Source organism: Pseudomonas sp. GL_139_B (assembly GCF_057834475.1).
The window spans coordinates 4072847-4088283 of the sequence record NZ_CM174403.1; the positions used below are offsets into that span (position 1 = coordinate 4072847).

Genomic DNA, 15437 nt, shown 5'->3' on the forward strand with positions numbered 1-15437 from the left:
TCAGGCCCCCAGCGTCACGCTGTAGCCGGTGCAATACGCCGCCTCGGCCTTACTCGGCTTGAGGTCGGTCCAGCCCAGCAGCTCGACCCGGGCGATGCCGGGAATGTGCAATTGCGCATCGATCCCTGAGCGCGCCACTTCCAGACCGAGGCGGCGGCGTGGGTTGATCCACTCGCTCAGGCGTTTCTGGCTTTCGGCCAAGTAGGCTTCGTTCTCCGGACCGGGTGCCTGCGGGTACAACACGGCTTCAATGCGGTAGTCGATGACCACGGCGCTCTGCACCGTGAGCCGATCCGCCACCGGCCGCACGTCCTCGTCATTCAGGTGCAGCCGGACCTCCTCCAGCAATTCCGGCGAGGCCGCGCCGCTACCTTCCAGGCTAAGCACGGTGACCACCACCACGGCCGGCGACGGGCTTTCCGCCGTGGCATCGGCCACCAGACCCGAGGCGTTGCGCGCATGCAGGATGTAGCTGTTGCGCGGCCCGGCGGTGGTCAGCCCCTCATACGACAGCTGCACCCGCTCGCGCAGAGCATCGTCCTCTTCAAGCACCTGCGGCGTCGGCGGCACCGTGCTCGAATCTCCGGCCTGAATCACCAGGCGCTGCAGGTTGACGTTGGCAGCCAGGTGATCGAGGTCGGCCCGCTCGGCATGGGCCAAGAGCAGCGCCTTGCCCGCGTCGTTGACCCGCGCCCGGTTCTGCAAGGCGCCATACGCGGCCTGCTCGATCAACTTGAGTACCGGGTCACTTTCCAGCTCCGCGCTCCAGTTGTCGCCCATGCTCAGGCGGAAGGCTTCCAGTTTCTCCTGGTAGACCGCTTCAAAGTCGAGGTCTTCCAGCACTTGCGGCGGCGGCAGGGCTGCCAGTTCCATGGTCATGCGGACACCTCCAAAGTCACGTCGCTGCCCAGGTACTGCCCGGTCAGCTCAAAGGTGATGCGCCCGTCGAGGATGGCCACGGCGCGCACCCGCCCCAGTTTCAGGCGCGGCTCCCAACGCCCCAGCGTGCTGGCCACTTCTGCCTGAACGGCACTTTTCCAGCCGTCATTGACCGGCAGGTCGACAAAGCGCCGCAGCTTGCTGCCGTACTCCGGGCGCATGCGTCGGCTGCCCAGCGGCGTCGACAAGATGTCCTCGATGGACTGGCGCAGGTGATCGAGGCCGGAAATGAGTTGGCCGGTGCGGCGGTCCAGTCCGATCATCCCGATCATGGGATCAGCCCTCGACCGCGACAAAATCCTTGCGGCCCTGCAAATACTCGATCGCGACCGTGTCATCCGACGCCACCGCGACCTGCCCCTTTTCCACTTTCAAGGTGCGCCCAGCCTCCAACAGGACCAACACCCGCGAGGTGTACAGCGTGTCGCGAAAGAGGCTCAGCGTGGCCGGCGCGGGCACATCACTGGCGGCTGAGACTTCCTTGGTTTTGTTCGTCATGGTTTTCTCCAGACCTGAAAAAACCCGCACGCGGCGGGCTGAATGTTCAGGCCATCAAATTAATGTGAATGGTGGTTGCTGTTACCGCCGGCATCCATGATTGAACCGGCACCGTTGATGTCGCCGGATACGCTTAGCGCACCGTCGATGCTCACCTCACCGACCAACGTAATCTGGCCGGCCGTCACACGAACATGATCGGGCGTTACCTCAAATTGCGAGCCGCCGACTGTGATCCTCGCACTGCTGCCATTAGGCAGATCGATGCTGTAACTGCCGGCCTGCCAGTCGTAAACCAATGAACCGCCATCGTCGAAGTACCAGGCCTCGACGTGATCGCGGTTGTCCGGTGGTGCCCCGGCGTTGCCATACAACCCCGGGATAAAGGTGCCCATGGCCGGATCACCGCTCGGACTGAACAACGCGCCCTGCTCCCCCGGACTGGGCGCCCGCCAGTGACGCGCCTTGCCGGCGGCCAGACTGTGCCAACGCACCCAGGCACTGACCCAGGTACCGGCCTTGACCCGCACCCGGCCGGCCATCAGATCGATGCCGACCACCACGCAGGGCATCAGCATCGCCGCAATCATCCGGTCGTGTTCGGCGCTGGGGTAGGACATGCCAGATCCTCCGGCTGAAAGTAGTGATCTTCATTGCCGGTACCGGTGCAGCCGTCGACGTTCAGGTACAGCGTGCCGGGCGGTTCGTTGGGCCACAGCCACTCGACTTCCCCGAGGTAGATCTGCTGGGTCCACTCCACCGTCCACACGGTGTAACCATCCAGCTCCGGCTTGGTCCAGTCCTGACGCGAGGCCACGAACTGCGCCTGTTCGACGTTATCCAATCCCCAGGTCTGCGCCCTGAGCAGGATCGCGATCTGTGTAGCCAGCTGGGCGCCCAGTTGCTGATGCCGTGCCAGTTCGGGCCCGACGATGGCCCGCGCTTCAAAACGCAGCACCAGCACCGTTTCGCCGGTGCCAATGTCTGTCCCGGGTTCAAATTCGACGGGCTCCAGAAACACCGCGGGCAGCGGTAGTCCGATCCTTCCATCAATTTCAGGACAGGTCGCCACAAAATTCAGCTGAGGCAACGCCTGTCGAATGTGCTCTTCGATCGCCGCGTACAGGACATCGAGCGTCAGTGATTGATCAGACACGAGTCGTTCCTTTCAGGTATTTGTGCAGTTCAAAGTTCAGCTCCTGCTTGAGCACGACCAGCAGACGCTCGTCGGCTTTTTGCGCCCAGGCATTGAACGGCCCCTCGACGTCTTCGAGTGAGACCTTGGCCTTGGCCAGCGGAAAGCGATTGTCGTTTTCCGCGATCCAGCCCGAACTCGTGCCTCCAGCCGCGGACGCGCCGCCGGGATAGTCATCTGGATTGAAATGTTTGCTGGAAGTGCGAATCCAGATGTCCGCTTTGCCGCCATACACTTTTTTGTAGAAGGCGCCTCGATACCGCCGCCCCGCCACCGAGACACCGGCCTTGCCCTGCCTGGGCTTCCCTACCCGGCTGGCGTCCATCGCGTTGACACCGAACCAGAGTTTTCCTGAGTCGGCGTTGCCTTTGATCGGATAGCTGCGCAGACGCTGACGCACCGCCCGCAGTGCGATGCGCTCCTGCCGGCTGGCATCCCTGGCAATACGCGTGGCCAGCCAGCCCAAGGTCTTGTTGATCGCTCGGCGCTGAGCGGCGGCCACCGCCTTGGGCACCACTCTGGCCAAGTCGTTAAACGCCTGCATGTCCTTGGCAGAGAGCTGCAAGGTGATAGGTACGGCGCTCATGGATTTAACCTCAGGATCAACGCCACCATGCCATCACCACCCGGCTCAATGCCGATCAAGGTGTATTCGCCCCCGCCGTCCAAGGCGGGCAGCTCAATCTGCACCGTTTGCGCTTTTTCCACGCCTGCCGCATCAGCCACACGGATTTCAAAGCAAGGTTCACGCAGCCCCGTTTTCGTCCGTCCAATTTTTGGCTGTAACCAAGGCGCCGAGAACATGCCCAGCACGCGGCGACCTTCGATGTAACCAACATCGGCGAGGGTGTCGAACACCACCGTGTCGATCTGCGCGACCAGGTCTCGAAAGGCCATGGTCAGAGCGTCAGCAGGATCTGCGCCCGAGGGCGCGTGCATAGGTGCAACGGGTTGGACTGAGCCTCACCGGCCATGCCCTTATTGAACGGCATGGGCTCCAGCTTGCTGTAATACGGCAGACCTTGGGTGTTGGCGGTCTCCATGTAGTCCGCCGGGGCAAAGCAGGAGATGTACAGATCTGGCACGCCCTCCGGAATCAGCAGTGCTTGATCGTCATGGATAAAGGTCACCCCGGCGATGCGCCCGCGGTAGCGCTCCCAGACAATGCCGCCGAGCTCAAAGCTGTCCCGCGCGTCACCGCGCAATTCGGCTGCCTGAATCGTATTGAGGTAGGTTTCTTCAACCGATTTGTGCGTGATCAGCTTGTTCCAGAAGTTCTTGCCACAGAAGGCCCGCGCGCCCGAGCTGGTGACGCTGCCCAGTTCATCGTCTTGCATGTCCAGCGCTTCGGCGCACTTGACCCGAATCTTGGTGGCCGAATCATTCAGGCCCATGGACAGGCTTTGTTGCTGCACACCAAACGCCTGATAAATGTTCAGCAGGACCGTCGAGCCGTCAGCGTCCAATACCAAGCCGTTCAGCGCGCCCATGCGTTGGAATTCATGGGTGGCGTCGAGCTGACGCTTGGCTTTGCTCAGGCGTGTATTCACTACGCCCTGCACAGCTTGCAGTTCGGTCGTCGTACCAAAGGCACGAATGCCCTGAATCTCGTCGGCTTTGATGGCGAAGCGTTGCGGCAGGTGCACGGTATTGAACGGAATCATTTGTCGCTTGCTTCCACCGACGACCAGACCCGAGGTGCCACGCTCACCCGCTGGCACCAGCGCCAGGGTGTTGCCGTCCTTTTCGATCTGCACGGTCAGGGTGGTGATGCCCTCTTCACGAAACAGGCCCAGGCTGCTGATGCGGCCCGGTAGGTATTCCTGCTCATTGATCGCCGCAGTCAGCGAAGACACAGAAAAAACATCGTCGGTAAAAATGCCAATATCGGCCATAAAAGGACTCTCCAGAAAGACAAAACCCCGCACAAGGCGGGGTTTGGAAAAAGGGGGACTGACTTAGCGGGCAATCACAAACTGAGCCGCCAAGGCGACCTCGGCATCCGCATCGAAACCGGTCAAATGCACCTCGCTGACCTCGGCCAGCCGCACCACCGCACTGGCTCGACGCTCCTCGGTCGATTCGCCCAGCGGCCCGTACAGGATGCAGGCCGCCACTTCGGTGCCATCGGTAGCGACGGGATCGTAGGGCGCAAACTCATGGGTGGCGGTGACCAGCCCCAGCACCTGGCCGGCATTCAGGGCAGCACCTGCGGCCACCAGAATGGATTCACGAGAGATCTTCCCGGCCCCTTCGGAGAGCAGAAACTCGCCAGCGTGCAGCGTTTCGTACTTTACGGTCATGCTCGTGCTCCTTTTGCAGATTTGGATGTCCCCACGTGGGCCGCCTGACGGGCCGCCCAGATCGACGGAGGATCCGGTTGTTTCGCCAGCACCTTCGGTGCGGGGTCGTGATTGAGGGGCAAGCTGTTGTCGATTTCGAAACCGTTGCCGCTGCTGACGATCTTGTCAAACAGGCGCGCCCGCACCGCGGGTTCATCCAACCCCGCTGCCACGTAATCGACGCTGAGCTCTGGCAGACGAGCCGCGACACACAGGTCATGCACCGCCTTGGCTCGGGTTAGCCCTGCCAGGACGATCTCTTCGCTTTCAAGCTGGGTCGAACTGAGCAACGGCGCGACCAGGTTGCTGATCCCCGACTCGGCACAACGCTGAGTGATCAGCAACGCCAGCGTGGTCGAGTCAACCACGGGCGCGGGTGGAGCGTGTGGCTCCGGCTCCGGAGTCGGCTCGGGCGCCTCATCGAGTTGGGCCAGCAATTCAGCAGGAGTGTGCTGGTAACGCTGAAGCACAGTGCCCTGTCCGAGGCAGGCCTTGACCGTAACGCCATCGCCGACCTCATCGGCCAAGCCGAGGGCCACCGCTTCACTGGCGGTCAGCCAAGTTTCGGCGGCCACTAAACCCCGCAACTCCACCTCATCAATGTCCGGGGCTTTGGCTTTGTATGCCGCGATGATCGCCTCCATGGTTTGGTCGAGAACATCGGCCACCTTGCGAAAGCTGTCGGCATCGCCCGCCGCGTAGGTCCACGGGTTATGAATCATCAACATGGCGTTGGACGCGATCACCACCTTGTGTGCACCGCACACCGCAACACTGGCCGCGCTCGCGGCCAACGCATCGATGCGGGCCGTGCAACGCTCGCCCAGCCGCGACAACGTGTTGTGCATGGCCAGCCCGTCGAACAGGTCGCCGCCGATGCTGTTGAACGCCGCGATCACCGGCGACACTCCGTCATCCACGGCGCGCAGATCCTGCATGAACTGACTGGCAGTAATGCCCCAGGTACCGATTTCGCCGTAGACAAAGACTTCGATCACGCGCTCGGCGGCTTCGCCGCTGGAGTGCACGGCGTACCAGGTTTTATCCTGCACCGGCACCCGCTGACCGGCCCTGTTGTAAATGCGCGCAGGCGCGTTCTTGCTCATGTTTGCTCCTTGTCGTCGAACGCCTGAAGCAGTTCGACGAGCGTGCTGTAATTGAGGCCCTTGCCCCGAGCCCGTTCGGCATCGGCGGCGTTTTCTTCGTCCACTGTTTCCGCGTCGTACCCGGTGCGCAGGACCATCTCGCTGCGCGAGGCAAAGCCTGCGTTGACTTCCATCGTGCGTGACTGAACATCCTGAACGGGATGGATATAGGCCCAGCCTTGCGGTACCCAGCGCGTACGCAGGTATTCACGGCGGCGCTGCGCGTAGTCCGGCAACAGCACGGCGCCACTGAGCACCGCCATGTCCATCCAGGCGGCCCGCACCGGGCGGCACAACTGGTGCACATACACACCAAATTGCAGCTGCTCCAGGCGGCGCCGGAACTCGGTGAGGACCACGCGCAGCGCGCGGTCATTCACGTCACGCATGTCACCGGTGAGAATCTCGTACGGCATCCCCGCACCGGCGGCCGCGGCCATCAGTTGCTGACGCATGAAGTCCGCATAATTGTTGCCCGCGTCCGGCGGCGTGGAAAACTCAACCTCCTCGCCCGGCAACAGCTCCTGCATGGTGCCCGGCTCCAGCGCGACCATGGGCGTGAAGCCATCCGAAGCCAGATTCAGCGGCGCGCCGGTGACGGGATCGATCGGGGTCTGGATGTCATCCGGTGACGGCTTCTTGATGAAGCCGGCGAACAGGTTGGCCACCTCCTGGCGGAACAACACCGCATCGTCGTAGTTGTCCAGGCTGCGCAGGCGCTTGAGGACCGGTGACAAGCGTGGCAGACCACGCAACTGCCCCGGTTCGACCGGTTCAAAAATGTGCAGCACCTGGCTGGCCGGCACCCGCACCAATTGGTTGTAACCACTGTTCAATGACGAGGCATCCCCGGGATGCGAGCGGTACATCCAGTACGCGACCCGACGGCTGTCCGGACTGAACTCGATCCCGGCGCGGATCACATTACCGTTGCGCGCGGCCTCGAACTTGTCGTGTGGGACAAATTCGGGGGCCAGCACCTGAAGCTGCAACGGCACCACCAAACCATCGTCGAGGCTGCGTGGCCGCAAGCGAACGAAACATTCGCCGGCTGTTTCCACCGTCCGCGCGATCAGGGCCTGTTGCCCGTAGAAATCGGTCAGACCATCGGCATCGGACTCTTCGGCCCAATCGGCCCAGAGTTCCTGCAGCAGGTGCCGAAGTTCATCGTCCTGGGTTTTCGGGCGCGGCGTGATGCCGGTGCCAATCAGGTTGCTGACCCGTTTATCGATGACGTTGAACGCGTACGGGTCGTTACGCACCGCCGCCCGGGAGCGCGAACGCAGGTTGCGCAACGCCGGAATGGCAATGCTGTTGAAGCCGGCGTCGGGTGCATCCCAACTGGCGGAGCGACGCCCTTCGGCGGCCCCTTCGTAACTGGCCTTGATGTTCGACGGGAGCAGGAAACCGCTGCGACCCAAGGTGGGAAACTGACGAGCCATTAGAGTCCCTTGCCTCCATGGTAAAGCCGCACGACACGCGACCGAGGACCCGCCGCCGCGATCAGCGAGCTGCGAATTTCGTCGCGCGCCCTGAGCAGTTCGTCGATGTCACGGTACTCGACGTTTCGATCCGCGTAGCGCACGATTTTCTCGCCGCGTGCGATTGCCGTCTCGACCGCATCGAGTTGCTGCTGGGTAAAGGCCATGGGGATCGCTCTAAAAGAGAAAAACTACGTAAGGTAAAACTGCGTGCTTCCACTCAGCGCCGCTTGAGGTAGCCGCTGCTGGAGCTTCGACGTTGTGGGGGGCGTGCTACGGGCAGCGGTGCCACTGCCGGCTTGGCCGGTGGCGGTACGGGATCAGCCGGTGTCGGTACCTGATCTGCCGGTTGCTGCCGCGATGTCGCCGGAGCGCTGACACGTTCGACCGTGACGGGTTTCCCGCCCGGGGGCGCCGCTTGAAACAGCGCATTTCTCACCCGCTCCCAGTCGTGTTCCTTGTAGCGGTTCAGCCCCAGGTAATGCGCCATCGCCAGGCTGTACACCATCAGATCGAGGGCTTCGTTGCGCTCCGCCTTGCCCTTGACCCACTCGATTTTTTTGTAGCCTTTGACGTAACGGGTCACCTTGCGCTCGGCGACACACTGGGCAAAAAAATCGTCCGGCAGGTCGTTGGCAAAGTGCAATGCACCGGGACCGTCTTCCACCGGATAGCGGTTGTAAATCCAGTCCTTGGCGGTGTCGGTGCCGACGAACCACAGCTCCACGCCCTTGCGCTCGGTCTGGCCTTTCCAAGTGACGTCCATCATCGACGGTCGCTGGGCAATCACCGGGCGACCCGGCCTGCTCGCGCCCTTGATCGCGAAGATGTTGCGCCAACGCCGCAACCGGCAGAACCGATACACCTCGTCGGTGTGATTACCGCCGGAGTCGATGCCGGCCGCGCGGATCGTCAGCTCCACCCCACACGGATGTGGGTAACGCACCTTGAGTTTTTCATCGAGCGCCGACCAGGTTCGCTCGTCGGAGGGATCGCCCCAGATCACCTGGTAGTCGATGATCCAGCGCTCCATGCCGGCGCCCCACCCCACCACCATAAACTCCAGACGGTTGGCTTGAACGTCGACCGAGGCGGTGAGCATCAGCACGGCAAACGGCATCGAACCCAGCCCATAGGTTTCCAGGCGGGCCCGGGCCATCAGCACATCGGCTTTGGTTTGCTCTTGGGCGCTGTCCCAGACCTTGGCCAGACGGGTGTTGTAGAACACCTGCATAGGCTCCAGATCACCGCGAGACATGGCGGTCTTGGCCTTTTCGAACTGTTTGGCCAGCGCGGCCCAACCGGTCCAGCCTGGCGGCGAGTACAACGCATTGAGGTTGAAGCCGACGGTTTCGCCATCACCTTCGGCATGCGCGCGCCACTCGCCCTTGGCCAACATCTCGCCCTTGTGATGTTCTTCGATCAGCACGTCACAGTCGGGGCCGGCGCACTCGTAGTGCGCCAGTTGGCAATCCGCCGAGTAATGCAGGCGCTCCCATTCCAGGACTTGCATGTGCCCGCAAGTCGGGCACGGCACGTAGTAAAAACGCTGGTCGCTGGTCTCGAACAGATCGGCAATACGCGAAGCCCCTCTGATCGTCGGCGAACTGGAAAAGTAAAACTTGGCGTTACGGCCAAACGTACTGCCCCGGGTTTCAGCCAACTCGATGGGGTCGCCCTCCTCGCCGACATCCACCACCCAGCGATCCACTTCATCACCATAGATGTAGCGAGCCGACAGCTCGGACAGGTTGGCCGCTGAGCCGGCGGTGGTGATGTACAACGAACCACCTTCGAACTCCTTGGTGTCCATGGTGTTGCGCGCATCGCGGGCACGGTTCGCCGCCACACGCTCGCGCAGTACCGGGGTGGCCTTGATGGTCTTGCCGATGCGCGACGAGACCCGCTTGGCCAACCCCAGGCTGGGCAACAGCGTGAGAATGTTCGACGGCGCCATGTGGATCAGGCCGCCGATCCAGTTCAAGGCAATCTGGGTTTTCATCAACTGCGAGGCGACCATGGTCACCACGCGCTTGCACGGATGGGCCGGTGACAAACACCGCATGGGCTCGCGGGCATACGGCGTACGCGCCGTACGGTACTGGCCAGGTTCGGCGGCGCCGGCATCGCGTGGGATACGCATGTACTCGTCGGCCCACTGATCGATCCAGAGATCTGGGTCCGGTTGTAGCCCACGGAAATGCGCCTCACGGTACACCGCTGCACCATTGGAGATCTCTGAGGGCATAGATTTAACTCGGGGTGACGGCGTGCTCTAGATCCGCCTTTGACACTCGTTCGGCGTCTTCCAGCGCTTGTCGAATGGCCGCAGTCAAAAGCCTCTCGATTTGCCAGGGGTCGGTCATCCCTGCCATTTCCGGGGCCAGGCGCGGAGGCAATCCCAGCAACTGATCACGCACTAGACGGCCAGCGTTATAGGCTGCATTTTCCACTGCCTTTCGCTCAACGAGTGTGCCCTGCTGGGTATGAAAGTTGGCCTGCTCTTGCAAGGCCAAATAGTGTTCCCGCATAGCGCGGGCTTTCTGAAAATCCGGCGCCAGTCCCAGCTGATCAGCCTCGATTTCATCGCCCGCGCTGGGGGCGTCGCGCTGAAGTCGCTGCTGCTCGTGTCGAGCAGCGACGCCGGCTTTACTCGGATCGCTGGTCATCGCCAGGAGCTGATCGCTAGCATTCACGTCAATCAACCCGGCGCCGTTCACAACCAGCCTTTCATTTTGGACCAATTTACTGATGTGCTGCCTCGACCAGCCCTTCAGTTCGCCGTATTCCTTGCGAGTTAAAAAAGCCATACACCCTCACCTGATTATTTGCGGGTAACGCGTAACCTTGTCAACTTACTTGACAGGCTTCCCAAGCGTTTATCCGGGAGTTTCATTGTGAACACCTGAATAGAGCAGATAGGCGTTACGACCAATCGTAGCGGGCCTGTGCAGAGAAATGATGAGGGGATAAGTACAAACTTTTACGGCTCGAAATCAGGGATTTGCTGTCAACCTGTCAACCTGTGTCAACTAACTTTCAGACCCTGCCGCTAACGCGTTTGCGCGAGTCTTATGCCCCGTGTTCCTCGGAAGTTGCCAGGGTCCCCGTTGGATTGGGAAACATCGGCAATCCATACGGGCGGATGTCCCGTGGCGGTTGAAGACCGTGCACGATAGCTGCGGCATAAACCGCGGCCGTTGCTGTTGGGACTGGTGGATAGGCTTCCTGCATCTGCCCGTGATCTACGCGTTTAAAACGGACGCAGTCGTCATAGACCACCACTTCCCATGATGAGATCGCTTGTTTGTGACTCATGCTGGTAACGCTGCAATCTGGCGGGCAACTTCGTCATGGATCAACTTGGCTGACCAGGTATGCGCAATGAGGTCGGTGCCGGCTTCCAGCAGCGCTGCATCGCCTTCAATGGGGATGATCGGCTTGTCGCTAAGGTCATTGTAGCTACCCGAGAAATCCGAAGTCCCGCTACCTATAGCAGCACGAGCAGCGGTGGCGTCGACACACACCAGCACGGCCTTGCCAACCTCCGAAGCATCGGTAATGTTGTCCGAGGTGATATCGCCTGGCGCAACACCGACATTGCTCGATCCCTTCACCACAGCCTGAAGCACTTGAAAGCCTTCAGTGATGGAGACAGGGCTACCATAAGGCTGCCAGCCATCGGCAATGGACTCGGTCAGCTTGCCCACCAGATCTTCAGCATTGTCGGCAACCACTGCGCCATATTGGGTGTAGGGCATTCTCTAAACCTCACGATTAAATGATTGAGCGATCAGTGGCTGACATGCAGGCGACTCACCACAGTGGATGTGGCCCGTAATGGCGTAGGCCATCAAGAGCACAAGAGGCAGTAACCAAGGGCGACGCTTCACGGCGTCGAACCCGATTTTGGAAACTTGGTTTCAGCTATCCGATCAGCCCAGTAGGCGACTTTCTTCACCCCAAGGAAACCCACCCAAATGCCGACCGGCTGGGCCAGCGCCGACGACAAGCCCATCAGCTCGAAGCCCCAAATAATGCTCAGCGAGAGCAAGACGCACATGGGGCCTTCGATCAGCGCGTCCTTCCAGGTGCCGCCGGTGTAGAACACACGCAGCACAGTCATACACAACGAAAAAAATGCTGCCCAAATGGTCTGCGAATGCTGACTCAGCCACACGAATACAACAGCCCAGGTATCTGGTTTATCCGGCATGGGCAACATCTCGGCGAGTTCCCGATAAGGGAGTTGAGGTATCAAAAGATGGCGTTTTTGCTGATGGGAATCCCAAAAACAAAGAAGCCCCGCACAATGGCGAGGCTTTGGAGCAGCAAATAGAAAGCCCGGCGCAATGGCCGAGCTCCTCTGTGGTGTCGCGGTGTACAGCTGAACACGTTGCTATAAAAGCAGAGCTATTCCATATGGACAACTGTTTTTATGACTATTTGGAAAACCCATTTTGGTTGCGAAATCGACATCGTTTAACCAGTCACTTTCGTCGACACGCGTGAGCTGTTCATACCGGCTTACAACGACCAATAATGGGCATCGGGAAAATACATCTAGTCCAAAAAACGGGCGCCTGTCTGGGGCGCCCGTTGATTTATAGCAGCTGATTAGCCACGGATTTAATCGTGTCCGTTATGACCATTCTGCTGCATTGCTTTGAGAATGCCATCCAGGTTGTAAGTTTCCGGCGCCTGCATGGGCGGGAACTCCTTGTACGACATTAACTCCTTCTCCCAGAGCAGCTGTCCGATTGGCAGCATGTTCCAGTTGTAGACATAGGCGTTACCAGGGGAGCCCAACGCACCGCCATAGCCGGTGATGGACTTCGCGTCGGCGCCGACTGTTGTTTCAAAGGGATCACGCTTGAGGTTGAGCAGTTGTGTCCAGTGAAATGTGGTCGCGCCAAACAGCCCGCCTGTCGCGGTATCCGGCACCATGGTGTAGTACATCTTCCAGTTCTTGTAGCGCACTGCCGAAGGTTGCGAGCCGGTGTAATAGAAGAAGGTATCGCGCGCGGATGTGGCGGACTTGCCGGTCAGGTAGTCCGTCTGATCCACACCATCGAGCTTGGTCTTGACGATGCCAGGGTACTTGCCTGCCATAATCTCCTCATTCAGCTCGTTCCCCTTCTTGCCGCCCGCAATATTGACCAAGGTTGGCAACCAGTCGAGCGAGGCAAAGATGTCGCTCAGGATCGTGCCTGGCTTAATTTTTCCAGGCCAGCGAACGACCAACGGAGCGCGCATGCCGCCTTCCCAGGTGGTCAACTTGCCGCCCTTGAACGGCGTGGTACCGCCGTCCGGGAAAGTAATGGTTTCCGCGCCATTGTCGGTGGTGAAGACGACGATGGTGTTATCCAACTGACCCATGTCTTCGAGTTTCTTCAGGACATAACCAATATTGTCATCCAGTTGCTTCATGCCCGCTTCATTGGTGCCCCAGTCCTTGCCACCGGGTTCACCGACCATGGCCTCATACTTGGGTGGCAAAACCGTGGTGATGTGCATGCGTGCCGGGTTGTACCAGACGAAGAACGGTTTATCGGTCTTCTTCGGATCGTTGCGATCAAGGAAGTCGATGACCTTGGCGGAGATTTCTTCATCCACAGTCTTCGAGCGTTCCAGCGTCAGCGCCCCTTCGTCCTTGCACGTGGTGCTCTTCTGGGTACCGTCGCTGGAGACGCAGGAGATGACCGGACGTGGCGGCGTCAGGCAGGTACCGTCCTTCGGATCGATGGCTCCGGGAACTTCCGGCAGCCCGGTGATTGGAGTGGCCTTACAAGGCGGTGCAATGCCTTGCACACCCGGGGTTTTGTTGATGTCGACAAAGCTTACGCCCTGCATCGCATCGAGGTGATAGAGGTAACCCCAAAATTCCTGGAAGCCGTGAGAAGTTGGTAGTGCTTCAAAGTTGTCGCCCAGATGGTTCTTACCGAATTCGCCAGTGGTGTAGCCCAGATCAAGCAAAAACTTGGACAGTGCGGGTGTGCCAGGACGCAGCCATGAAGGGCTGCCGGGTAATTGCGGTGGAATCATGCCGGTACGCAGCGGGTGCATCCCGGTAAAAAATGCGTTGCGCCCCGCCGTACAACTCTGCTCGGCATAGTAGGTCATGAATTTCGCACCTTCTTGTGCGATGCGATCAATATTCGGTGTTTCGCCGACCGCCAGCCCCTGGTGATAGATGCTCGGCTGCATCCAGCCGATGTCATCCGCCATGATGAACATAATGTTGGGTTTCTTGTCCGCAGCTTGAGCCACTGCAGGCAAGCTCGCTCCCACCGCCAGACTGCTCATCGCCAATCCGGCCAGTATAAGTTTTCTCGGTTGCATGAATTTGATCCTCATCCAGTTGATCCACAAAATTACCCATATCGGATATGTCGTGTTCTCATCTCAAGGCTCAAAAACTGCAACAGCTCCATCTTCACCCTGACTGTAATTCGTCATCCCTGGATGCAGCGTGCTTGATATATTGAGCATTGCACCTCAATGGCTTATGGCGAAAGCGAATTTTTGCCTCGCATTCATCGCCAATACCCATAACAGAAACGTGAGTATAGACACGATATGTCGACGCTCACTGGAGATGACATATGGCAAGAAACGACTCGAAGCGGTTTTCAGCGCCGTCCGTCCTGCTACGCTTTTCATTTCTCGAATGGATTCAGGAGTAACTCACAAAACTCAGTTGAGGTTGCGAAGCGTGAGAGCCAGATTGATTGGGACCACCATCATCATCGTGGTGATTGGTGTGCCGACGTATAAGCTCATGGCGTGGACATCTATCGAGTACGAGCGAAAGGATACGGTGTGCAAGGCAGCACAGCAGCATATGAAAACCCCGGAAATTCAAGCGCGAGCAATGGCTGCGGGACTGTCTATCGACGCTTACGCAGAGGCCGAGAATACTGAGGTGGACAAATTAGTCAGCGCGCTGGATACAGCAAACAATGATGCGGAGGTTGAAGCTGTCATAGACTCACATGTTGCCCAGTTAGAGGCGAAAGACGCTGCAACCGATGCAGAATTGAAAAACCAAAGGAATCAGGTTTTTCTCGAACAACAGCTCAAAAAACAGCGCATAACCACTGATATCAAGCAGGAAATTAAGCGTACCGAGAAGGCTGTAACTGAGGCTTGTGATTAGCGCTCGCTCAAAATTTCTCCCGCCCCCCTTCAGCCAAATGCGCTCGAAAGCGTTTTCACGCAGCGTGGGTCGTTTGTGGCCTTTCCTGACAGGCGGAGATCGGCTAAAAGCGGAGATAAGCCCCTTCGGAGTTCCCATCCATTGAGCAGCTCTTAAGCTTCCTATGAAATTGCTATCCCCACATCCCGCAAAAAACAATCCCCATATATGGGCATTAGTACCCCCGCTATCTGCTTAGCTTTGCCGGCAAAATGTCGAAAACGGCGCCTCTTCAAGTGCGTGACTGGGCATATATGGACCTCTTCGGCCAGAAACTAAACAGCGCTCAACTCTTGGCATAAAGAATGCTGTGTTCTCATCGAGGGCTTTATTTGGTAGTTGACGCTGCTACAACTAGATAAGCAGCACACCTAGGGGGAATCCCTATGCATGTAGCCGATGCATTGTTCAAACGCCTGCGTCGTAGAATGACTAACTCGATTGCACCGACGAACCAATTCAATCTCCTGCGGTGGTTTTCCATCGTCACTCCTTCTCACCAGCGTGATCGTTTTTTGGGTGGGCTCTATGACAACAAGATCTCTCTAGTCACCGAATGTCTTGAGCACGATGTACTGCCCATTCCGGGAATCACTCATAGGCGTAGTAACCCGATAATCCAAACCTTGGCAGTCATCC

General features: G+C 59.2%; 18 protein-coding genes. 1 reads left to right on the forward strand and 17 read right to left on the reverse strand.

Features of this window, described 5'->3' with window-relative positions; genetic code table 11:
- From AC3ISI_RS18610 to AC3ISI_RS18690, 17 genes are all read right to left on the reverse strand, one after another.
- Positions 1-879: a baseplate assembly protein gene (locus AC3ISI_RS18610; RefSeq protein WP_489333242.1), complete on the reverse strand. Its 879-nt coding sequence runs from the start codon at positions 877-879 to the stop codon at positions 1-3.
- Positions 876-1202, reverse strand: coding sequence for a GPW/gp25 family protein (locus AC3ISI_RS18615; RefSeq protein ID WP_043302559.1), 327 nt, complete (start codon positions 1200-1202; stop codon positions 876-878). Before AC3ISI_RS18615 ends, AC3ISI_RS18610 begins: the two co-directional genes overlap by 4 nt.
- Positions 1203-1215: 13 nt before the next feature.
- Positions 1216-1437 (reverse strand): hypothetical protein, encoded by a 222-nt coding sequence (locus tag AC3ISI_RS18620; protein WP_489333243.1) that lies wholly within the window; start codon positions 1435-1437, stop codon positions 1216-1218.
- A gap of 59 nt (positions 1438-1496) precedes the next feature.
- Entirely contained in the window at positions 1497-2057 is a 561-nt protein-coding gene (locus AC3ISI_RS18625) for a phage baseplate assembly protein V (RefSeq protein WP_489333244.1), read from the reverse strand.
- The gene (locus tag AC3ISI_RS18630) at positions 2024-2593 is read right to left on the reverse strand and encodes a hypothetical protein (protein ID WP_489333245.1); all 570 of its coding nucleotides are present in this window, start codon (positions 2591-2593) and stop codon (positions 2024-2026) included. The genes AC3ISI_RS18625 and AC3ISI_RS18630 overlap by 34 nt, the downstream gene beginning before the upstream one ends.
- Positions 2586-3218 carry a hypothetical protein gene (locus tag AC3ISI_RS18635; protein ID WP_489333246.1) on the reverse strand — a complete coding sequence of 211 codons (633 nt, stop codon included), beginning with the start codon at positions 3216-3218 and terminating at the stop codon, positions 2586-2588. The genes AC3ISI_RS18630 and AC3ISI_RS18635 overlap by 8 nt, the downstream gene beginning before the upstream one ends.
- Positions 3215-3529 (reverse strand): head-tail joining protein, encoded by a 315-nt coding sequence (locus AC3ISI_RS18640; RefSeq protein WP_489333247.1) that lies wholly within the window; start codon positions 3527-3529, stop codon positions 3215-3217. The genes AC3ISI_RS18635 and AC3ISI_RS18640 overlap by 4 nt, the downstream gene beginning before the upstream one ends.
- Positions 3530-3531: 2 nt before the next feature.
- The gene (locus AC3ISI_RS18645) at positions 3532-4527 is read right to left on the reverse strand and encodes a major capsid protein (protein ID WP_489333248.1); all 996 of its coding nucleotides are present in this window, start codon (positions 4525-4527) and stop codon (positions 3532-3534) included.
- Between the two features lie 63 nt (positions 4528-4590).
- Positions 4591-4935: a head decoration protein gene (locus tag AC3ISI_RS18650; protein WP_489333249.1), complete on the reverse strand. Its 345-nt coding sequence runs from the start codon at positions 4933-4935 to the stop codon at positions 4591-4593.
- Complete coding sequence (locus AC3ISI_RS18655) at positions 4932-6080, reverse strand: head maturation protease, ClpP-related (protein WP_489333250.1); 1149 nt, start codon at positions 6078-6080, stop codon at positions 4932-4934. The genes AC3ISI_RS18650 and AC3ISI_RS18655 overlap by 4 nt, the downstream gene beginning before the upstream one ends.
- Positions 6077-7561: a phage portal protein gene (locus tag AC3ISI_RS18660; protein WP_489333251.1), complete on the reverse strand. Its 1485-nt coding sequence runs from the start codon at positions 7559-7561 to the stop codon at positions 6077-6079. Before AC3ISI_RS18660 ends, AC3ISI_RS18655 begins: the two co-directional genes overlap by 4 nt.
- The gene (locus AC3ISI_RS18665) at positions 7561-7767 is read right to left on the reverse strand and encodes a phage head-tail joining protein (protein ID WP_095059241.1); all 207 of its coding nucleotides are present in this window, start codon (positions 7765-7767) and stop codon (positions 7561-7563) included. The genes AC3ISI_RS18660 and AC3ISI_RS18665 overlap by 1 nt, the downstream gene beginning before the upstream one ends.
- A gap of 53 nt (positions 7768-7820) precedes the next feature.
- On the reverse strand, positions 7821-9848 hold the full coding sequence (locus AC3ISI_RS18670) for a phage terminase large subunit family protein (RefSeq protein WP_489333252.1): 2028 nt from the start codon (positions 9846-9848) through the stop codon (positions 7821-7823).
- 4 nt (positions 9849-9852) lie between these two features.
- Entirely contained in the window at positions 9853-10410 is a 558-nt protein-coding gene (locus AC3ISI_RS18675; RefSeq protein ID WP_489333253.1) for a terminase small subunit, read from the reverse strand.
- A gap of 504 nt (positions 10411-10914) precedes the next feature.
- On the reverse strand, positions 10915-11361 hold the full coding sequence (locus AC3ISI_RS18680; RefSeq protein WP_489333254.1) for a DUF1737 domain-containing protein: 447 nt from the start codon (positions 11359-11361) through the stop codon (positions 10915-10917).
- A gap of 128 nt (positions 11362-11489) precedes the next feature.
- Positions 11490-11816: a phage holin, lambda family gene (locus AC3ISI_RS18685; protein ID WP_489333255.1), complete on the reverse strand. Its 327-nt coding sequence runs from the start codon at positions 11814-11816 to the stop codon at positions 11490-11492.
- Between the two features lie 413 nt (positions 11817-12229).
- On the reverse strand, positions 12230-13942 hold the full coding sequence (locus AC3ISI_RS18690) for an arylsulfatase (RefSeq protein WP_489333256.1): 1713 nt from the start codon (positions 13940-13942) through the stop codon (positions 12230-12232).
- Between the two features lie 130 nt (positions 13943-14072).
- Between AC3ISI_RS18690 and AC3ISI_RS18695 the strand changes: the two genes are divergently transcribed.
- The gene (locus tag AC3ISI_RS18695; protein ID WP_489333257.1) at positions 14073-14759 is read left to right on the forward strand and encodes a hypothetical protein; all 687 of its coding nucleotides are present in this window, start codon (positions 14073-14075) and stop codon (positions 14757-14759) included.
- Positions 14760-15437: the final 678 nt, after the last annotated feature.